We start from the raw sequence: 20,292 nt of genomic DNA, 5'->3' as shown, positions 1-20,292 counted from the left end.
ATTAAGTTCAGCCTAGCGCATACTTAGTATATTCACACTCAAAGGAGGCACTCATTCATCATGAAACTTCAGCTTGCACTCGATCTGGTGAACATCCAGGAAGCCAAGGAAGTCGTCAAGGAAGTACAGGAATATATCGATATCGTCGAGATCGGCACTCCGGTCGTCATTAACGAAGGGCTTCTCGCCGTGAAGGAAATCAAGGAGGCGTTCCCGAATCTGGACGTGCTGGCCGATCTAAAAATCATGGACGCGGGCGCTTACGAGGTCATGAAGGCTTCCGAAGCCGGGGCCGACATCATCACGGTGCTGGGCGCGACCGACGATTCCACCATCCGCGGCGCGGTGGAGGAAAGCCGCAAGCACGGCAAGAAAATTCTGGTCGACATGATCAACGTGAAAAACCTGGAGGAACGCGCGCGCGAAGTCGATGCGCTCGGCGTTGATTACATCTGCGTGCATACCGGATATGATTTACAGGCGGAGGGCGAGAATTCCTTCGAACAGCTTCGCGTGATCAAAAACGTCGTGAAGAACGCCAAGACGGCGATTGCAGGCGGGATCAAGCTCGCCACGCTGCCGGAAGTCATCGAGGCGTCCCCGGATCTGGTCATCGTCGGCGGCGGCATTACGGGCCAGGCGGACAAGCGTGCCGCGGCGGCCGAAATTAAGCGGCTGATTTCGGCGCGTTAAGCGATGGCGCTGTCCATCAAGCGCCATGCGGCGCATATCGTGCAAGAGCTCGAGCATGCCGCATCGCTGCTCACAGAAGACGCCGGCGAACGGCTGACGGAAGCGATTCTCGGGGCCGGACACATATTTGTGGCGGGGGCGGGACGCTCCGGCCTCATGATGAAGGCTTTCGCGATGCGCCTGATGCATCTGGGGCTGCAAGCCCATGTCGTGGGCGAGACGGTAACACCAGGTATTACTATGGGTGACCTGTTGCTGATCGGCTCCGGTTCGGGCGAGACGCAGACCTTGATCAGCATGGCCGAAAAGGCGAAGGCGCTGGATGCGGACGTCGCCGCACTCACCATCCAACCGCAGTCGACGATCGGAGCGCGGGCCGACATCGTCGTCCAGCTGCCGGGAGCGCCGAAGGACCAGGCGTCCGGCAGGGATTTGACGGTGCAGCCGATGGGATCGTTGTTCGAGCAGACGCTTCTGGTTGTACTAGACGCCGTCATCCTTCGGATCATGGAATCGCAGCGCCAGAACTCCGGCAAGATGTACGGCAATCACGCGAATCTGGAATAACGGACAGGAGGGAAAGGCAAGCATGCTCAAAGGTAAAACGGCTATTATTACAGGCGCGGGTAAGGGGATCGGACTCGCGGTCGCCCGCGCCCTCGCGCAGGAAGGCGTGCGTCCGGGCCTGATGGCGCGTTCCGCGCCAGACCTGGAACGCGCGCAGAAAGAGCTGAAGGAGACGTACGGCGTCGACGCCGCCATCGCGATGGCCGACGTCGGCAACCGCGGCGAGGTCGAAGCGGCTGTCGCCCGCTTGATCGGCGAGCTCGGCACCGTCAACATCCTGATCAACAACGCGGGAACGGCGACGTTCGGTACCGTGACGGACATGGATCCCGAGGAGTGGCAGCATATCGTTCAGGTCAACCTGATGGGGACGTACTACGTTACACGCGCCGTGCTGCCAACGATGCTGGAGCGCAAGTCCGGCGACATCGTCAATGTCGCGTCCACGGCCGGAGAACGCGGCTTCGCGACGGGTTCAGCCTACTGCGCGTCTAAATTCGCCGTGATGGGCCTGACGGAATCCCTCTTCCATGAGGTCCGCAAGTCCAACATCCGGGTCGCCGCCTTGACGCCGAGCACCGTGAACACGGAACTCGCCGTCAGGACGGGCTTGCCGGTCGGCCCGGAGGAGCGGATGATGCAGCCCGAGGACGTGGCGCAGCTGGCGATCGCGGCCCTCACGCTGCCGTCGCGCGTCGTTTTAAAAACCGCGGGCATTCTCACGACCAACCCGCAATAATCACCGGCATACACAGAAAGGGCATCCCGACCGGACCTTTGCGGGATGCCCTTTTTTTGAACCTTTCTTTGAATGTAACCTTTCACATGCTCGATTACATTAACATTAATTTCTTTGCATTCTTCACATGTGGGTGACTCCAAGTCATACTAACACTACTGTCACTGTTATTATCGTTTTAGGTAACCCGAAGCCTTGACTTGAAAAAATGGCATGAAATTGGCCCGATTAGCTCTATACCAAGCTAATCGGGCTTCATCTTCCCCATTCCCTCACCCTACCCACACCGGCCTTTTTTCGCACCTCTACCCCTTCCAACACAGAAATTTAGGGACAGACAATGTCGGTGATATTCAGCAATAGTCACCGACATGCTTACTAATCCCCTCTCGGTCTACAAAGGGGTCGCAAGAGCACGCAGTCTCTCGCCGATTGGCGTAGAGCAAAGACAATAGCCACTTTAAGGATCATGCATCGAATTGATGAAATCTATAATGAATCATCTCAACTTTGGTTACCGACGAATGACAAAATTCCATTAAGAATCAGGACTTTGTAGTCAATAAAAGTGCGTACACCGATTGTTTTACAAGAAGCGGCCGAGGAAATTGCTTCTGATTCGAGTGAAATTTTGAGTTTTTTCTTCAATATTAGGGATCAGAATGGCAAGCCATTCATTCTTGGATCGGTGACGTACGAATACAACCGTAACTGGGATTCCTGGAGCAAGCTCTGTCCGTATCTGATGGGTAAAATCACATCAACAATGGTTCCTTCGTTGACCGTGCTTTCGATGTGAATACTCCCTCCGTGTACGTGGACAATCTTGTTGCTGACCGTTAGGCCTAATCCCGTCCCCTTTTCTTTGGAACTATAAAAGGGTTAACCAATGGATTTAATTCGTTCCAATGAAATGCCACTTCCTTGGTCTACAAATCGAAATTTGATAAATTCTGAATCGTGGCATAGAATCTGTGTTTTGATGATTCCACCGTTTGGCATAGCGTCAACCGCATTCTGGAGAATGTTAATAATTACTTGCTTGATTTGATTCTCATAGCAGTAAATACGTGGTACTTCCGAGTCGTGTTCTTCAATAATTTCAATGTTGTTTAATATGGAGTGTGTACTGAATAACAACACCTCCTGTTGTAAAACAACCGCCGCATCAACTTCCTGCATTTCCGGAGCTTGGGGTTTGGCAAGTGTTAAAAATCCCCATACTATAGCTTCCAATCTCCCAACCTCAGATAGAATCAATTCAATATACTCGGGTTTTTCGTTACCTTGTTGTAACAGCTGGGCGAATTCCTTGATCGAGGTTAGAGGATTTCTAAACTCATGTGCAACCCCTGCAGCCATTTGACCTACTATCAATAGCTTTTCAGTTCGTAGAAGGAGTTCTTCTGCCTTCTTTCGTTCCGAAATATCACGAGACGCGTACACGCATTGCACTACTTTGCGATTTTCATCAAATATAGGAGTGCCCCTGGTCTCGATATATACCCAACTGCCATCTGCTTTTTTACACCTCCACTCAAAATCGAACGTTGATTTTAATGTAACCATGTCATTGAATTGCTTCTTAACATACGCAAGATCGTCAGGATGAACGAAATAAAAAGCAGAATTTCCTTCAAATTCGCTGGACGAAAACCCCAAGACCAATTCATGGGACGGCGAGGCGTATAGAACTATACCTTCCATATCCACGACACCGACTAAATCCTGGGTATTTTCGGCAATAAAACGATACTTTTCTTCTCTCTCAGCGAGACGTTCAGAGATATCACGATACCGTTGTTCGCTCTCACGGAGTTTCCATTCCTGTATCTTGCGTTCTGTAATCTCCCGACCAGTTACTAAGATGCTATCAATCTTACCATCGGACGTTAGAATGGGAGTCCCTATGCCTTCGAGCCAAATGCAGGTCTCGTCCACTTTAACGAATCGCCACTCAAGACGTACCGAAGTCTTGGTGGATATCATTTCATCCCAACGTTCTCTGATGAGTGCAAGATCATCGGGGTGTACCATAGAGAAAGGGTAGTTTCCTTCAAATTGGGAAGCTTCCCCCCCGAACATCCGAATGTGGGATGGCGAAGCGTACTGTAATACACCATTAGTATCCAAGATGGCAATCAGGTCTTGTGAATTCTCCCCAATCAATCGGTATTTTGACTCTTGCTCCACGAGGTATTGTGTGAGAAGAGACGCTTCCCTTTCTTTTTTGATACGATCACTTATATCGACAGCCGAGCCGATTACCTCTGCTACTTGTCTCCCTCTATGGATAGGGCGTAAGGAAGCCAAATACCAAATTCCGTTGTATTGACCTTCATAAGTGACGTTCTCCTCTCCACCCCAAGCTCTTTCGTAATATTGAGACTTCCGTTCAGCATCATTGAGCGGGAGGAATTCATGAGGCTCCTTTCCTACGACTTGTTCGGGTGTTAGACCCATGCGATATAACAATTCACCATCACACAAAGTATGAATAAATTTTCCATCATGCCGAGTCAACTTAAAAGTCATACCTTGCTGGTATCTCAACGTAACTGCTAATTCCTGCTTTGTTTTGTGCAAAGCTTCTTGTAACCATTTTTCTCTGAATAATGCTGAAGGTATTCCATCTCTACTAAAAATCTTCTCTATTTGATGGAATGCCACCAGAAATTCCGATGGCGGCAAAGGTTTGCTAAACAAATAACCTTGCCCTAAATCGCAGAGGTTTTGTTGGAGAAATATCAATTGCTCTTTCGATTCGATTCCTTCAGCAACGACCTCCACATTTAATTCATGCCCCAGAGCAATAATTGCCTTGACAATCGTTGCATCCTTCATGTTCACCAGGCAGTTATTCACAAAACATTGATCAATTTTTATAATGTCAATCGGCAATTCTTTGAAGTTATACAGGGAACTATACCCTATCCCGAAGTCATCCAAACTGATTTTTATACCGAGATTTTTTAATTGTCTTAGAATTGGAACAATTCGGACAATTTCCATCGTCATGTATTCCGTAATTTCAAGCTCCAGATACGATGGAACAAGCCCTGTCTCATGCAAAATATTTTCCACACTTTCCACAAAATCAGGTTGATAAAATTGACGTACAGAGAGGTTGACTGCCATTATAAGTGTTGGGGCACCTGCATCCTGCCATGCCTTGCTCTGAGTACAAGCGGTTCGCAACACCCATTCACCGATGGGGGAAATCAGATTAGTCTCTTCTGCGAGTGGAATAAACTGTGTTGGAGTAAGAAGTCCTTGTTCTGGATGCTCCCATCGGATCAATGCTTCAACGCCTGTGATTTTCCCCGAAGCCAAATCCAATTTTGGCTGATAGTACAGTTGGAACTCTTGACGTTCCAGTGCTTCTCTTAAATCTTTCTCTAATTGTTGAATCCCCATTGTTACCTCCCCCTACTCGTGTTGTTGATGAGACGACAAAGTACCTGTGGTATCGAGGATGAATTTATCGAATTACGGGGGACTATCGCTGTTCTCGCCACTCTAATCCCCAACAAACAGACTAGAGACAACGAAAAAAACGCAACACACGGCAACCTGGCAACCATAACGAACATGCGTATTAGGCCCATGGCTTTGCGTCCCCATCTTTCAATGGGTTTGCCATTTCAATTGTTAATCTTCAACCACATTATGCCATGGTTCGACAATCTTCTGCAATATTCTCTTTGTCCATGAATATTGACTTTGCGAAGATACCAAGTTGATTAGGGTTTCCAATGAGCTTTCGGACAAATGAAGCGCTTTAGCACGGGATTACCGTGCTATCCCTCGCGACAACATTAGCACATAGGTTAACTTTTCGAACATCAAATCGTCGACGATGAAGACGGTATCCCGATCCGCAGAAGTCAGCGCATCCACCTTTTCCACCTTTTTCATGGTGGCCACGCTAAGCGAAGTCAGAAAACGACGCCATGCAAAGCCGGCATGATTGAGAAAGCAATAAACCGCAGCTTTGCCGGCCTTCGAATCGTCCTTGCGGCTTTCAAGCAGGCGAAACCAGTTTTTCTGATGAAATAACAAAACGAAGACGAGTTGGAACAGCCGGGCGCAGCTAAAGCCAAAACGTTTACGGAATCCAGCTTGTTGCAAATGCTGCATGACTTTCAATTCTTGGAACGCTGGCTTTAGTTCGTTAGGCATTTGAATCAATTCGGATGGATGGGATATCATTAGGTAGACACCACCTCTTCGGTTAAAGTGATTGCTCAAAACTTTCACTTAGCAAACGAAGCGGTGTTTTTCTATTAACAAGCCCAGTATCTGATCGCCTTGGAAGCCTGCAACGACATGACTTCAAGACGAATTTCGCTCTGCGAAATTTGGGTTGGTAACCTACAAGTATTGTTAAAGCCATAGAAGAACTAGGTGCAGCTTCGAAGTAAGTTTTGATCTGGTTCGCGAGAATGTCTTTGAGGATTTGGGAAGACAATTTTATATAGTCGCGCGTGAATTTGCTACAGGACCAAAGTTCCGACGGGAAGGCCGTGCACCGTACCTGCACATTCTTCATTGCTTGCTGTTAGTAATGAATGGACATTAGATTTAGTACAAGCAATGCGCGATAATCCAGAATAAAGAGGTAGTGTGGTCAAGTTGTTAACAAAGGGTATTTAGATAGTTTTATTAACTGTGAGCACAAGGATTTATTTAGTGAGGTTTTGTTCTTTGATAACCTTACAAATACCCTTAGTGTTGAATTTACTTTCACGTGAATCTTTCCGTCCTCCGTCTCCTTTCTTGTTCTTAGGCGCTCCGCGACTGTCGAATTTACCGTATATCGAATGTATAATCCTCTCTCCAATTTCATAATAGAAGCATGCATGCAAATTCAAGGCATGTCATAACAGGAGGGCGATTATGAAGGCTGTAACATTCCATGGCATGAAGAACATGCAAGTGACGCAGGTCGCGGATCCGACGATTCAGAAAAAAGACGGGATTATCGTCAGGATCACCTCGACCGCCATATGCGGTTCTGATCTCCATATATACCAGGGGGCGATTCAAGCCCAAACCGGATACGTGATCGGCCATGAACCGATGGGCATCGTCGAAGAAGTAGGCCCTGAGGTGACAAAGGTCAAGAAAGGGGACCGGGTCGTGCTCCCGTTCAATATCTCGTGCGGCAGCTGTCATTACTGCCAGCATGAAATGGAGAGCCAATGCGACAACTCCAACCCCAATCCCCAAGTGGATACGGGAGCTTACTTTGGGTTTACCGAACGGTATGGGAATTATTGGGGCGGACAAGCCGAATTGCTTTACGTGCCATACGGCAATTTCATGCCCTTCGTTATTCCGGAGTCATGCGAATTGGAGGATGAGAAGCTCCTGTTCCTGTCCGACGTGCTGCCGACGGCCTATTGGAGCGTGGACAACGGCGGCGTGAAGCAGGGGGATACGGTTGTGGTGCTCGGCTGCGGCCCCGTCGGCTTGATGGCGCAAATATTCGCTTGGATGAAAGGGGCCAAACGGGTCATCGCGATCGACAATCTCCCGTACCGGCTGAACCATGCCAAAAAAATGAATAACGTCGAAACCTTCAACTTTGAAGATTTCAAAGACATGGGGCTGCATATAAAAGAAATAACGGGCGGGGGCGCGGATGTCGTCATCGATTGCGTCGGAATGGACGGCAAGAAGACGCCATTGGAGGAGGAAGAGCAAAAGGCCAAGCTGGTTGGCGGAACACTTAGCCCGATCAACATCGCGATGAATGCGGTGCGGAAATTCGGCACGATTCAGATTACGGGAGTATACGGTTCTAAATACTACCAGTTCATGTTCGGAAACATTTGGGAACGAAACGTGAAGCTAACCATGGGACAGGCGCCCGTGATCCATTACATGCCGATGCTGTATCAAAAAATTATGGCAGGCGAGTTCGATCCGACGGAGATCATCACGCATAAAGTGCCGCTCGATCAGGCGCATAACGCGTATAACACCTTTTACAATCATGCGGACGAATGCATTAAATTCGTACTGAAGCCTTAAATGATGACATGAGAAAAGAGGCTGTGCCACGGGGTATTGTACCCTGAGGGACAGCCCCATGTGTTTAGCCGATTCTTCTTCAATATTAGCAGGACCAAGTTTCATTATAGGCCTAAAACCGCCAGGTTTACAGCAAGCTCCCTGGAGACCCGATCCGCGACTCTTGCACCGACCGCCCTGACGATTTTCCCTTCGAATGACAACGGAATCCCCCTCCGAACACGACCACGCGTCCGTTGGTTGGTCGTAATGAACCCGTAAAGTTCCCCGTTCAGGACCGCCAAAAGAGCAACGCTCGCCGCAGGCATCTTTAGCGCGACCGCCGTCCATGCCTTATTATGGGTGATGTCGGACATAGGCCAGCCAGGAATGGTGTCCATCCGATGAGAAGCAACAAAATTCCCGTCATCGTCTACATGGCTATCACCTCCGCGATCCCGAACTCCCTTGCCCGTAGCTCCGCTGCGTGAATCAACACTTTGGCGACTTCCAAGTAATTTTCATCATCTGCGTCTTCTCCCAGTTTATCTGTGTCCAGTGACATTAGAGTTGGTAAATAGAAAAATATCACGAAAAGTCCCGAACATTCAATCTTATGTCGGGACTTTTCTGTTTCTGAGGAGCTGGCTAACAGAGGTGGAATCAATTCGGCTCCATAATGATGGGTGTGAGAGATACCTTGTTCGATCTTGAGGTAAGCGAACATGCGAAAGCATCGTTCCTTGAGGATTATTCGCTATTGGCAAGCTTGCCCACGGGGGCAATCAACAGAAGGAAAAATTCGTAAAAGAGAACATGGAGAGATGTGCTACAGTTGTCGAAACTGACGGAAAAGCAGCGGTTTTAAATTCGGGAATCCAACAAGTCTAACCTGCGGAAACTTTCATGTGAAGGCTTTCTTAAATAATGTCGAGCCGAACCTTTCTAGTGGGTTTGAAGAACGCCTCATCCAACATCCCCAAGTCTTCCTCGGTAAGCTTAATACGTTCCGCCTCCGCATTCTCTTCGACATGCGCTGCTGTTGACGCCTTAGGAATGGCAATTACGTCACCGCTTCTAATGCACCAAGCCAAGAGAATCTGAAGTGGCTTCACGCCATGTCGATCGGCAATTTCCTTAACCGCTGGATGCTCAACCAACCCTCTTCGTAAAGTGCCCGCCTGGGCAAGCGGACTATAGGCCATTATCGGGATTTTTCGCTCTCTCAACCAAGGAAGCAGGTCGTATTCTACACCGCGGGAACCGAGATGATACAGTACCTGATCGACCATGCAATTCGTCCCTCGCGCCGCGTCGAACAGTTCTTTCATATCGTCCGTGTCCAGGTTAGAGACACCCCATCGCAAAATTTTCCCCGCTTCGACCAACTGCTCCATCGCTTCTACCGTTTCGCTTAGAGGAATACTTCCTCTCCAGTGAAGAAGATAAAGGTCGAGACGGTCCGTCTTTAACCGCTTCAAGCTTTGTTCGCAGCTGCCGACGATGCGATTCAGACCAGCGTTGTGCGGGTACACTTTGGATACCAGAAACACTTGATCTCGGATCCCTTCGATCGCTTCTCCAACCAAGGACTCGGATCTGCCATCACCATACATTTCAGCCGAATCGATCAGGTTCAATCCAAGCTCCACACCGCGTCTTAACGTGCGAAGCTCTTCATTTTTCATGGACGGCTCATCCCCCATATACCACGTACCTTGACCGATTCTGGGCAAAGTTGTCCCATCAGTTAGGGTTACCACGCGCCCACCCCCTTATTTTTTTTTAATTTTTCCTGCAGCGCACCGTCCTATTCTCCATAGCGAATATATTGGGCGATGTTTTTGCAGTGGTCTCCCATACATTCTAAGTTGCTAATATGACGTACAATTGTTTGTCTACCATGATTTGGAGACTTAAAAGACAACAAAAAAGTAGGATATCCTCGGGGTTACGACGCCACCAAGAAAGGATCCTACTCGAGGACTACTATACCCTAAACTTGCTTGCCAATCTATTTGATAATGCTATCACCTCGTTCGTGAAAGAAAACTTGGAATCCATCCGTGCAGAAATCAAACACTACATGGAGGAAGAGCCCGGCGGCGAGCACAATAGTCGCAATGGCTACTACGGGCTGAGATGTGTTTCTTAATATACGTCACTGCACAAGAAGTCTCACAAAAATGAACGAAATGCCTCAATTTTGAAAATACGGCCTGCCGTACATTACTTGAAGATCGGCGTCAAATACATTCGATAAACAACCTGTAACCGTCTGGAGGAGGCATCGATAACTTTGCCCTCGCCGGCATAAATGCCGACATGCGAAATATTCATAAACCTCCCTTTCGGTCGTAGTTCCAGAAAATCAAATCTCCTGCCATTAGCTCATCAGAGGCAAGGGAAAGTCCGTTATCCACGCGTTAGCATGAACTGGGATAATCCTACTTAAGTGCCATTCAAACTGTTCTAACCCGCCTTGACTTCCAATGTTCCGGGCACCTTTCTTACCTTTGTCTTTCAAATCATTTTTAACAAATCCTTGATATTATTAAGTCTTATTTTAGTGTACGATTCATATTTTTTTGACCTGATAAAGTATCAATACTTATCTCACAGAAAGATTCTATTTGCTCAAGACTCTTGCTTGTTTCTAATGAAAATAAAGCATCAAAATTTTTTTCGCTGTAAGTTCAAAATTGGAGGCATCATTAAATGAAAGCGGCGCCGGAGGCCAAAGGCAACCCGGAAACCGTCGCAGCCTAGGGATTGGCGTATTGCAACCAGCTCTTTGTGATTGAACGAGATCTGCAGGAAGCTACAGCGGAAGATCACCACCTCGCACGGGCCGAGCGAAGCCAGCCCATGCTACATGCTTACTTTGCATGGCTGCGCCAGCAAAAATGCCGAACGATGCCGAAGAGCTTGGTCGGCCAAGCAATAGCTTACAGCTTGAATCAATGGGAGAAACTGACGGCGTTTCTGAATGACGGGCGTCTTGAAATCGACAATAACCGCAGTTAGCGTTCGATCAAGCCCTTTGTGATCGGGCGAAAAAATTGGTTGTTTGCGAATACCCCGCTGGGAGCTACGGCCAGTGCTGCCATTTACAGCGTGATCGAGACGGCGAAAGAAAATGGCCTGCATCCGTTCAAGTACCTGATGTACCTGTTCGAGCAACTGCCGAAGCTTGCAGATCTGAAAGACCCGCATGCACTGGAGCCTTATATGCCGTAGTCGCCGTCACTACCGGACTCCTTCCGTCTCACGTAATCTCTATCCATCATACACTCGCTCCCATCTGACTGGTAGGTTGGGGCTATTTGACGCTCACCTGTACCTCACACTTGAACCGCAGGTCTTCCAAACAACACTTGCTTGTCCGAATCGAACAGATTGCGGTACACTACTTGTCCCCGGCTTGAGGAAGCATCTACAACTTTGCCATCCCCCGCATAAATTCCAACGTGGGTAATATCCATAAACCTACCATTATGCTCGTAGCTCCAAAATATTAGATCGCCAGGAACCAGGTCTGCCGCGCTTACTGTCAGGCCATTTTCTACGCAAAATCTTGCTTGTTCTGCTGCGGTTCTTGGCAGGTTAATGCTTAGCTGTCGATAAACCCACTGAACGAGATAGCTACAATCTGTAAAGTCATCCTGTCCGGCCTTCGGTTGACTGTACGGATCACCTAAACGAGTTAGCGCCAATTTGACGACTTCACTGCCTATTTCTCCCTCGGGCAAATGCTGCCCAATATCCGCTAGCTGCCCCGGCGTCAAGCCAATATCCGTTTCTTTACCCAGCATCGCAAACATGAGTGGCCGAAACTCTCCAGACATCATTTCCTTCATGATGTCCATCTGTTCATTTGTAAAGTGATAAGATTCAGCCTGTTGCTCCGCAGTTTTGCTCGAAACAGTAATATGCAAAATGTGTTCATAGCTGGTAGTCGTCTCTTCGCTGGTAGTCCCATCTTCATGCTCTACCGTAACACTTTCCGTATGTTCGATCGTTTCGATACGGGATTCCAGTTGATTCATGTCCCAAAACACCGATTGGATGATCCCAATCCTTGTTGCATCAAGTGTTGCTACATCCATTCCGTTTTCTGAATCCATGACAGTCTTCACGGCAAAAACGGTTATAATATCCATCCAATTATCTATTCGCGTGTTGTCCGCGCTACCGGGGTAATGAAACTCCACCCGGTCTACACGGCCAGCGGACTGCTGTATTTCTGCCAGTCGGTCGGCATACTCAATGTCCAGCTCTTGAACGATTCGGGAAAGCGGCTTTACATCGGCATCCGTGTTTTCACCGGAAACAAAGATGCTGAACGGAGAGGAAATGACAGCTGCTATAGCCATAACAATGCACAGCAATACAATAACGGTGCTACTAATCCCCAAAAGCGCGGCTACCCCTTTGACAAGCAAAGCGGCTGCTTTTACTACCATTTTAATGATCCGAAGATTTAATCGCGCCGCAGCTTGTGCCCTTTGAATAGAGCGGCGGGCAGTCATCGCCATCTGTGCAGTCCGCTGCGCTGTCCTGGCACTATTCATTTTTCCTTCCGCTTGATAATCAGAGGGGCTTTTAGCCTGTCCTAGCCGTTGTCCCGTTTTTATAAATGGCGATAATGTCTTAAATTTCCTTTCTTTACGTTTGATCGTATGGCTTGCTTGCTTGGATATAGCGAAGGGGATTCGGGATGACGGTGGCCTGAAATGCCGCTTCCTCATGCTTACTGACGTTAGCGCTTTTGGACGATTCACGCGTACATTTGCTGAATGAGATGCCGCGGCGGCAAATGCTCCTTTTTTCCCGGCCGGTTCTTGATCTCTACCTTCCCGATTTAGAATTCGGTTAGTAAAGCTATTTTTGCGAAGAGGATGCAAAAGCCGGGCATTGACCCGGCTCCGTATAAAGCGTTGTTTTTTTGATTGATGGTTAGCTGACAAGTGATATTTCCCATCTACCGGCTTGCGGAGATGCAACCTACGGGCAAGTCGCAATTGACGTGTACCTGAAGGCTTAGTAATTATAGCAGCGGGGTTCTGTATCGATATTGTATCCCCTTCTGACTTTGCCCGCCTTTTTTGAATGAACCTTATCAATCTTTTGCTAGCAACCACGCTCATTCCAATTTGAAAACGTACCGTTTTATCTATGGCCGATGCAGAATGGTGCTGCGCATATTCATTTGGAGATTGTGAAATCGTCTTGTCATTGTCTTTGTGTTGTTTTGTGCGTGCGCTCGAATGTTTTACACGATCCATCAAGTTTGGCAGTCTGTCCAAACGTTTAATATCTTTCACAACAGTCCTCGTTTTAATATCCTTCATCTATTCCACTCCCCTAGCTTGTTGCCATTCAGCGAACTTGTTCGTTCAGCCGCTTGAAATTCTTCTCCTGGCTTCGGCAATAGTCCGGATAACGAAGTTGAATCGCTTCAAAAAAATAGGGAGCGTAGCTGCAATCGAATAATTCGTGGGGAGTAGAGTAGCGTTCCCCACCTTTTTCCGTCCAGCCATTCCACAGATTAAAAGCAAGCCTACACACGCGGATAGAACTACCGGTTTGCCACGAGGCTGCGAGACCTCCGGGCTTAATGCCCCCATTAGAAAAATCAAACAAATCGCGGATATGACTCCGAGTATCGCGGGAAATACCTAATGTGTAGAAAAGTGCCCGATGATAGCCGTCGCTGCATTTCCTTTCATCCAGCATCCGATAGTAGAAACTTTCGTGTTCAGCATCTCGAAATCGAATCGGATTCATTGTTACCTGCCCCTCTCATGGAAAATGAGCGGCTGGTAATACCCAGCCGCCGCCTACATAAAGCTCTCTAACTATCTGTTCATTTTGGCAAGCAAATCGGACCCTTTGACCTACCGCAATCACATTTTATTGAGAAACTGCGCCATTTGTTTTAAGCCGCGTTCAATAGATTTTCGTACTGCCCGTTCATCAACTTGTTCAGCTTGGGCAATCGCTACTTTGCTCATGCCTAAGAAGAAATGAGCATAAATTCGTCTGAACGATTTTTCCGGCAATCGACACATAGCCGCATAAAGCTGCTCATTGGAAAGCTTACGCTCGTAATATTCCTCCGGGGAAATCGAAAGGAAAAGAATATCTTGTTCTATACCGTCGTTCCGATCAAGCGAGTAATAAGCGCGATGACGATAGGTGCGCAATTTGTATGCACTTTCGTTTAAGTCGAAACGGCGGATTTCTTGTGCCACTTCATCATCTAGGTCGATCCATACATCCGTTTTGATAAAGGGATACATATCCCGCAAATTAATCCTTTTCATATTCGTCCCTCCATTTTGGTTTGTGAGCAAACCAAAATGGAGGGGGAGAGCGACAGCCAACGCTCCCTTTAAAACGATTGTTGATTGTGTTACATAAATAAAAAAGACCTTGCCGCTCAGCAATCCAATGCTGATTTGCAGCCAAGTCTGATAGTAATATCCATCGTTGAGGCGTTATGAGCCGTACGAATAGTAAAAACACATAAAAGGATCGTGGTTTGACATTGCATGCAACGTGGGGCACATAATATCAATTTCCCTCCTCACATGGCAACACCATTGCGAGAGGAATAACCAGTCTGTTTTATGATGGTGTTGTCCTACGTTTTAGTTCAAACGCTCCTTTTTGATTGTCCCGTATCACATGCCTTCAGCACTCGTCACTGTAATAGCTACCTTCTTTTGGGTTTCAATCAGAAAATAAAAAAGAGCGTTTCGCTTCTTTTTGCTGATCACAGCAAAAAATGAAGCGGCGCTCAATGGCTGGAATGCAAAGTAATGCGCATAGAATGAATACAGATGTATCCAGTTCAGGATGGCATGTCTACCTATTTCTAAATTACAGATTAATAGGAACCGCATCATCGCCCTCCTTTCATCGGTATTATTGTACGAATTAATGGGGAACATGACGAAACCATGCATGGAACAAGTTATGCCCGTTTCGTCAATCCTCGCTTCACAAACATAAAGGACAGCCGATGATCTTGTAGGCTGCCCTTAAGCTTGCTATACTATCATCGTATCAGGAAAATCGTGCATATTGGGTGCATAATTCGTGCAAAATAAGAGCAAATCTAGTGCAGCGTTCGGTGCATGTTCGGTGCAAGAAAGATTCACGGCATCTCTTCTCTTGGTGAGGAGTTAATCGTACTCGGAGAGATTGAACTGACTGCTAAAAATGGGGGTAGACCCTAGAGCCTGTTTGAAAACGGGGATATTCTTCAATTCACGAACCATAAAAATAGAAGATGCGTATGTGCATCTTCTGAAGTAATGATATGATCAGTCTTCTCCAAAGGAATCCAGTTCCAACAGGACCGCCCGATCTTTGATTTTTCGATATACTTTATGCAGAATTCGCTTCCGATGATAAAAGAACGCGCGGCGGGAAAGTGCAATGCGATCTATAATGACCGAAAGCGCCAGTTTATCCAAATATCGTAGACGAACGAACAAAATTTCCTCTGTGGTGAGAGCCGAGAAAGCGTAATCGATCAATCCGATTCTCGATAATAGCAACGGGATTTCATGTTCAGTGATCTCTATCCGATGAATGACCGTACGCAACAATGGTTCTTGTTTTCTTCCATTGCCATGATTCACCCATTCATGCAGAGCCCTCGTTAATCCCGGAATATGCTTAAGCTCTGCCTGCGCATATTCCAACCTTGCTTTCCAATCACTATAGGACATAAGCCATGCTTCCACTTTTTCATAGGGGATGGACTGTTGAGTAAGATTCATCAGACACCCTCCCCAATTCCAAGAAATACTACAACTCTCCTTCCGCAAAACTGCTGAATGAAGTGCAAATCAATCCATGTTAATAAACATAATTCACGCTCCGTTTCTAATTGATACATGACGATCATCCCTTCATTGTTATATTGGGGACAGCCGCATAATTACGTAAGTTAAAGGCACCATCCTCTTCATTTTACGAGAGCCTGTCCCATTTTGATTTACTTCAGACTCCGATTCACGACAACAATCTCCAGCATTCATCTTTTTTCTCTCCACCTCCTTTGGTAAGGGATAATATTCCTATTTTTCCTTAGATCACCCCTTCATTTTACCTATTATTAGTTCGAATGGGGAGGGTGATCTTTTTGTCACCCTCTGCCATGATGATTTTGTCGAAAATCCCCGAATTTTCCCAAAGCTTGTTTCAATTTCAGTCCCATTAAATCACGTAGCATAGTGCTGATCATACAGACCTCTTCGTTTCGCCTTCTCAGCAGCTTCTCGAATGGATCGGGTGTCGAATTTACGAGTGATATGACGAACGTGCGATTTTAGGGTGTTCGAAGTAATGCCAAGTAATTCTCTGATAATTGTCTGTCGATAGCCCAAGCCTATGAGCTGCAAAATTTCTTTTTCCGTAGGTGTGAGCATGCAATGCAATTCTTTTCGCTTTATAAGCTCGATCTCATTACGGATTATCGTCGCGACATCCGCATGGAGAGAGGACTGACGTCGGTGAGCTTCTCTGATCGCAACCGGTATGTCCATATAGTTGGACTTTGTAATATAATTGACCGCTCCGGCAACAACCGCATCGACCATGACTTCCGGATCATGTATCGAAGAAAGGACAATAATCGGTAACTCTTTATTTCTGAGAATCTCGGCTGCGGCGTCCAGCCCGTCTCGTTTGGGCGAATTCAAAATCATTTCCAAGATCATTACGTCTACGTCTAATTGTACACTCGCTCGAATCGCTTCCTCTTTTGTCGAAACGATGTTAGATAAATAAATATCTGGCTCGGATTCAAGCAACATAGCGAGTCGCTGTTGCCAAGCTAGGTCACCATCCGCCAGTAATACTTTGATACTCCTGTTCCTACGGATCATATCTTTTATCTCTACAGAAAAGCTTGTTTGTTTGTTCATAATCGATCACCTCTTTTTATTTTCAAATGACAAAAAGACACGCCCTCTCACTGGCGTGCCTACTTGTCATCTTGGTGTGGTTTGAGAGGGTAACCCGGCGATCATTGCACTAGTGCAGAAGACCCGTGGCTTTGCGTCCCTGTCTTTCGATCAGGTTTGCCTTTTTTCCTAGTCTATTCGACATATTTGTATTGATTTATTTTACCATATTTCAATAGATGCCAAAAAGTTTGCTTGGTGTCACACCTTAGTAACGTATGTTCGAACATAGCGCAACCCTCTTCTTGCCAACATTTTAACGAAAATATACGCTAAGCAATCGAGTAGATAGGGGCGGCAAGCCCCTGACCTCTCACACCACCGTACATGCGGGTCCGCATACGGCGGTTCCTAAAGGTTAACGAATTTCAAGATATCGAGAAGTTAGACTTAACAGCCCTTGGTCGTTCCAATAGTAACGGTTAAGGGCGTTATTTATATTTCGGGACATCTCCCAGCATCCTCGCCGGGAGTTTGCCATCATCCTTGCCGCCCATTCAGGCACACCTAAGGCGCGTAAATTTCGAAGTCGGGTTTTGGGTAGCTTCCATTGTTTCCATAGACACATCCGCAACCTACGCCGAATCCATTCGTCTAGGCGTTCGCAGTGCATCTTCGCGGATGCCAAGCGGAAGTAGCCAATCCATCCCATCAGATAGCGGTTTAGTTCTTTCAACCGGCTTTCCATTGAGATACCCCGCGTTCGCGAGGTTATCCCTCTTACGCGCTCTTTCAGTTGTTCCACTTTCTTCGGTGCGATTCGAATTGTCGCGCTTTTGTTGGTCAGAAAACTGAATCCAAGGAATTTGCGCTTCCAAGGGCGGTCTACTGCGCTTTTGTCCCGATTCACTTTTAGTCTAAGCTTCCCCTCCACAAAACGGACAACCGATTCCATCACGCGCTCGCCTGCGCGTTTGCTTCCGACGAAGATGTTGCAATCGTCCGCATAGCGCACAAACTTCAGTCCTCTTCCCGTCAGTTCTTTGTCCAAATCGTCTAACAGAATGTTTGCTAAGAGCGGGCTGAGCGGTCCGCCTTGCGGCGTTCCTTCCAGCGTCTCTTGCCTCATCCCGTCGACCATGACTCCCGCGTTTAGATAAGCTCGAATAAGCTTCAGGACTCGCTTGTCCGAAACTTTCCTAGCTACTCTTGCCATGAGGATGTCGTGATTTACGCGGTCAAAGAACTTCTCCAAGTCCATGTCCACGACCCAGCGACATCCTTCTTGGATGTAGGTCCGCGCCTGTTTCACTGCGTCATGTGCTCGTTTCCTTGGACGGAATCCGAAACTGTTCGGCGAGAATTGCAGATCGAAGATCGGCGTCATCACTTGCATGAGGGCTTGCTGAATAAAGCGATCCATCACGGTTGGGATACCTAACAGCCGCACCCCGCCTCCGGGTTTGGGGATTTCCACCCGTTTGACTGGCATCGGTCTATACGTACCCGCTTGGAGTTCCCACTTTACGGTTTCCCAGCGTTCCCACAAGTGCGCTTGTAGCTCTGCTACCGTCACTTGGTCTATGCCAGGCGCTCCTCCGTTTTGTTTCACACGCTTATAGGCGTCTCGAAGATTGCTCTCTTCGAGCATCCGCTCCAGCAAGTCGTATTGTCCTTCGCGAGAAGTATGGTCGATTTGTGCCGACGAAGAACTCGGCGCTCCGGCATACCCTGGCGGTTTCACCGTTTCTCTTTGCCGCGAGCTCCCTTGCGGGATATTCTGCTGTCGTTGCTCTTCGCGCGAACGCATCGGTTTCTTCTCTCCTTTAAGTTCAGCCCTTCCGTGTGTTGTTGCAACAACACGCGTACTATGGCTTCTGCTGACTCCTGCGGGTTCAGCGCGGCTTTTCAGCCGCGGTTACGAAGTTACTTCGCGTATCCCGCAGGCCTCCCCAGATAAGAACGCCATCTTTCCGCCCGTACTCGCCCAAGTTTACGGCTACAGCCTTTGGCAGCTTAGGATTTCGTCATGGTATGGTGACTCATCCGGCTGCAACCGCCTCAAATTGGATTCGTGTACCTCGAGCCGTGCTTTTGCCTCCGGCTTCCTTCAGATTCCGCCTCGCGGCGGACACCCTTGCCCTTGGCTAATGGTAGGCGCTTGCCAGCCCCCATTCGGGACTTTCACCCTAGAGATGACGCCCATGCTGGGCGTACAAGGCGAAGGCGCTGCCAGTTTACCGGCAGCGCCTTATTATTATGCCGAACATGTTCAACTCAACTCGAGCTGCAACAGTTCGGCCCGTCATGGCTCAAGGCTTGACGGCACGTATCGCGGCGGACACCAGGTATTGTTCGACATTTGCGCCAGGAATCCAATCCTTGATGAACGTCCGGGATTCGTCGTTAGGCTCGATCTCAATTTGGGTAAAACCGCTTTGCGCAAGCATGGCCTCCAGTTCACCGATGGAGGAAGCTCCTGAAATGCACCCTGAATAGATACGGTCGATATCCTGCTTGATTTCATCCGGAAAATCGGCTGTTGCCACGACATCCGATATGGCCAGTCTGCCGCCGTTACGCAGCACACGGAACGCCTCGTCAAAAACCTGCTGCTTCGATGGGGACAGATTAATGACACAGTTTGAAATAATTACGTCAACCGAATGGTCCTGAACCGGCAGATGCTCGATCTCGCCCAGCCGAAATTCCGTATTGGTAAATCCGCTTTTACTGGCATTTTCGCGGGCGCGGCTGACCATTTCCGGTGTCATATCTACACCAATGACGCGGCCGGAAGCACCAACCTGACGGGAGGCAAGAAAGCAATCAAACCCGCCGCCGCTGCCCAGGTCCAGCACGACTTCTCCCGGTTGCAAAGCGGCAATGGCTTGCGGATTGCCACAGCCGAGGCCCAGGTTCGCCCCATCCGGAACGGCTGTCAGTTCTTCTGACGAGTAGCCCATTTTAGCGGAAACATCCGCGGCCGAACTACAGCAATCATTGGCTGGCGCTGGCGTACAACAGGACCCTGCCCCTACGTCCTGTAAGGCGATTTCTTTATACCGATTCCGAACGTTTTGACGAATTTGATCATTACTCACTTGATTCATGAAAGATCACTCCTAGTTTTTTTATACAATCAACAGCAGCTCGCAGCGCAGCAGGCCGTTGGTGTTGCACGAATGATTGGCCGTCGGTTAAAGAATCGGGCCGATTGCTTTGGCATAGCGTCTGACCATTTCCACGCTTCTCTAGCAGATCGTTCGATTTCCCCTTGGCGTTGTTTCATAAGTATTTCCGCAGCAAACCAATTGAGGTTCAAGTCGGTCCCATCCTTTTATCAAAAAA

The 20,292-nt window shown here is 48.0% G+C and carries 14 protein-coding genes, 4 pseudogenes and 2 riboswitches; of the genes and pseudogenes, 6 read left to right on the top strand and 12 right to left on the bottom strand.

Annotated features, from left to right (window positions below; all coding sequences use genetic code 11):
• Window positions 1-60: 60 nt before the first annotated feature.
• The 3 genes from hxlA to M0651_RS10005 are packed head-to-tail and all read left to right on the top strand — an operon-like array spanning window position 61 to window position 1,999.
• Window positions 61-693 carry a 3-hexulose-6-phosphate synthase gene (gene hxlA, locus M0651_RS10015; protein WP_169284742.1) on the top strand — a complete coding sequence of 211 codons (633 nt, stop codon included), beginning with the start codon at window positions 61-63 and terminating at the stop codon, window positions 691-693.
• A gap of 9 nt (window positions 694-702) precedes the next feature.
• A complete protein-coding gene (hxlB, locus tag M0651_RS10010; protein WP_372490926.1) occupies window positions 703-1,260 on the top strand; it encodes a 6-phospho-3-hexuloisomerase in 558 nt (185 codons plus the stop codon).
• A gap of 22 nt (window positions 1,261-1,282) precedes the next feature.
• Window positions 1,283-1,999 (top strand): 3-ketoacyl-ACP reductase, encoded by a 717-nt coding sequence (locus M0651_RS10005; protein ID WP_169284744.1) that lies wholly within the window; start codon window positions 1,283-1,285, stop codon window positions 1,997-1,999.
• Window positions 2,000-2,755: 756 nt separating this feature from the next.
• Here the strand turns inward: M0651_RS10005 and M0651_RS24350 are convergent.
• From M0651_RS24350 to M0651_RS09995, 3 genes and pseudogenes are all read right to left on the bottom strand, one after another.
• Window positions 2,756-2,866, bottom strand: a pseudogene (locus tag M0651_RS24350) (ATP-binding protein); the annotation flags it as partial.
• A 15-nt stretch (window positions 2,867-2,881) separates the two neighbouring features.
• Window positions 2,882-5,416: an EAL domain-containing protein gene (locus M0651_RS10000; protein WP_248551627.1), complete on the bottom strand. Its 2,535-nt coding sequence runs from the start codon at window positions 5,414-5,416 to the stop codon at window positions 2,882-2,884.
• Window positions 5,417-5,563: 147 nt separating this feature from the next.
• A riboswitch (cyclic di-GMP riboswitch) is annotated at window positions 5,564-5,650 on the bottom strand.
• A 183-nt stretch (window positions 5,651-5,833) separates the two neighbouring features.
• Window positions 5,834-6,211 (bottom strand): annotated as a pseudogene (locus tag M0651_RS09995) (IS4 family transposase); the annotation flags it as partial.
• A gap of 687 nt (window positions 6,212-6,898) precedes the next feature.
• Between M0651_RS09995 and M0651_RS09990 the strand changes: the two are divergent.
• On the top strand, window positions 6,899-8,038 hold the full coding sequence (locus M0651_RS09990; RefSeq protein ID WP_169284747.1) for a zinc-dependent alcohol dehydrogenase: 1,140 nt from the start codon (window positions 6,899-6,901) through the stop codon (window positions 8,036-8,038).
• 104 nt (window positions 8,039-8,142) lie between these two features.
• Here M0651_RS09990 and M0651_RS24280 read toward each other — a convergent pair whose 3' ends face one another.
• A complete protein-coding gene (locus tag M0651_RS24280; RefSeq protein WP_372490925.1) occupies window positions 8,143-8,394 on the bottom strand; it encodes a hypothetical protein in 252 nt (83 codons plus the stop codon).
• A 543-nt stretch (window positions 8,395-8,937) separates the two neighbouring features.
• Window positions 8,938-9,780, bottom strand: a complete 843-nt coding sequence (locus M0651_RS09985) for an aldo/keto reductase (RefSeq protein ID WP_248551626.1) — start codon at window positions 9,778-9,780, stop codon at window positions 8,938-8,940.
• Between the two features lie 228 nt (window positions 9,781-10,008).
• On the opposite strand from M0651_RS09985, the pseudogene M0651_RS24345 reads away from it, so the two are divergent.
• Window positions 10,009-10,151 (top strand): annotated as a pseudogene (locus M0651_RS24345) (IS256 family transposase); the annotation flags it as partial.
• Window positions 10,152-10,786: 635 nt separating this feature from the next.
• Window positions 10,787-11,257, top strand: a pseudogene (locus M0651_RS09980) (IS66 family transposase); the annotation flags it as partial.
• Window positions 11,258-11,361: 104 nt separating this feature from the next.
• Here the strand turns inward: M0651_RS09980 and M0651_RS09975 are convergent.
• The 7 genes from M0651_RS09975 to M0651_RS09945 form a co-directional block, all read right to left on the bottom strand.
• The gene (locus tag M0651_RS09975) at window positions 11,362-13,371 is read right to left on the bottom strand and encodes a C40 family peptidase (RefSeq protein ID WP_248551625.1); all 2,010 of its coding nucleotides are present in this window, start codon (window positions 13,369-13,371) and stop codon (window positions 11,362-11,364) included.
• Window positions 13,372-13,399: 28 nt separating this feature from the next.
• A complete protein-coding gene (locus tag M0651_RS09970; protein WP_021877429.1) occupies window positions 13,400-13,807 on the bottom strand; it encodes a DUF6075 family protein in 408 nt (135 codons plus the stop codon).
• A 119-nt stretch (window positions 13,808-13,926) separates the two neighbouring features.
• The gene (locus M0651_RS09965) at window positions 13,927-14,346 is read right to left on the bottom strand and encodes a sigma factor-like helix-turn-helix DNA-binding protein (RefSeq protein WP_169284750.1); all 420 of its coding nucleotides are present in this window, start codon (window positions 14,344-14,346) and stop codon (window positions 13,927-13,929) included.
• 1,005 nt (window positions 14,347-15,351) lie between these two features.
• Window positions 15,352-15,813 carry a hypothetical protein gene (locus M0651_RS09960; protein ID WP_021877427.1) on the bottom strand — a complete coding sequence of 154 codons (462 nt, stop codon included), beginning with the start codon at window positions 15,811-15,813 and terminating at the stop codon, window positions 15,352-15,354.
• A 444-nt stretch (window positions 15,814-16,257) separates the two neighbouring features.
• Window positions 16,258-16,962, bottom strand: coding sequence for a response regulator transcription factor (locus M0651_RS09955; RefSeq protein WP_169284751.1), 705 nt, complete (start codon window positions 16,960-16,962; stop codon window positions 16,258-16,260).
• Window positions 16,963-17,047: 85 nt separating this feature from the next.
• A riboswitch (cyclic di-GMP riboswitch) is annotated at window positions 17,048-17,133 on the bottom strand.
• A gap of 226 nt (window positions 17,134-17,359) precedes the next feature.
• The gene (gene ltrA / locus M0651_RS09950; protein WP_169284752.1) at window positions 17,360-18,751 is read right to left on the bottom strand and encodes a group II intron reverse transcriptase/maturase; all 1,392 of its coding nucleotides are present in this window, start codon (window positions 18,749-18,751) and stop codon (window positions 17,360-17,362) included.
• 502 nt (window positions 18,752-19,253) lie between these two features.
• On the bottom strand, window positions 19,254-20,054 hold the full coding sequence (locus M0651_RS09945) for an arsenite methyltransferase (RefSeq protein ID WP_169284753.1): 801 nt from the start codon (window positions 20,052-20,054) through the stop codon (window positions 19,254-19,256).
• Between the last annotated feature and the right edge of the window lie 238 nt (window positions 20,055-20,292).

The sequence above is a fragment of the Paenibacillus mellifer genome (assembly GCF_023195895.1).
GTDB lineage: Bacteria > Bacillota > Bacilli > Paenibacillales > Paenibacillaceae > Fontibacillus > Fontibacillus mellifer.
Note: the sequence above shows the minus strand (reverse complement) of the source record. Positions and strands in the feature narration are given on the sequence as shown.

Bases quoted from the DNA above. Each gene is read 5' to 3' on its own strand.
- hxlA (WP_169284742.1), top strand. From the start codon at position 61: ATGAAACTTCAGCTTGCACTCGATCTGGTGAACATCCAGGAAGCCAAG.
- M0651_RS10005 (WP_169284744.1), top strand. From the start codon at position 1,283: ATGCTCAAAGGTAAAACGGCTATTATTACAGGCGCGGGTAAGGGGATC.
- M0651_RS10000 (WP_248551627.1), bottom strand. From the start codon at position 5,416: ATGGGGATTCAACAATTAGAGAAAGATTTAAGAGAAGCACTGGAACGT.
- M0651_RS09990 (WP_169284747.1), top strand. From the start codon at position 6,899: ATGAAGGCTGTAACATTCCATGGCATGAAGAACATGCAAGTGACGCAG.
- M0651_RS24280 (WP_372490925.1), bottom strand. From the start codon at position 8,394: ATGTCCGACATCACCCATAATAAGGCATGGACGGCGGTCGCGCTAAAG.
- M0651_RS09975 (WP_248551625.1), bottom strand. From the start codon at position 13,371: ATGAAGGATATTAAAACGAGGACTGTTGTGAAAGATATTAAACGTTTG.
- M0651_RS09970 (WP_021877429.1), bottom strand. From the start codon at position 13,807: ATGAATCCGATTCGATTTCGAGATGCTGAACACGAAAGTTTCTACTAT.
- M0651_RS09965 (WP_169284750.1), bottom strand. From the start codon at position 14,346: ATGAAAAGGATTAATTTGCGGGATATGTATCCCTTTATCAAAACGGAT.
- M0651_RS09960 (WP_021877427.1), bottom strand. From the start codon at position 15,813: ATGAATCTTACTCAACAGTCCATCCCCTATGAAAAAGTGGAAGCATGG.
- M0651_RS09955 (WP_169284751.1), bottom strand. From the start codon at position 16,962: ATGAACAAACAAACAAGCTTTTCTGTAGAGATAAAAGATATGATCCGT.
- ltrA (WP_169284752.1), bottom strand. From the start codon at position 18,751: ATGCGTTCGCGCGAAGAGCAACGACAGCAGAATATCCCGCAAGGGAGC.
- M0651_RS09945 (WP_169284753.1), bottom strand. From the start codon at position 20,054: ATGAATCAAGTGAGTAATGATCAAATTCGTCAAAACGTTCGGAATCGG.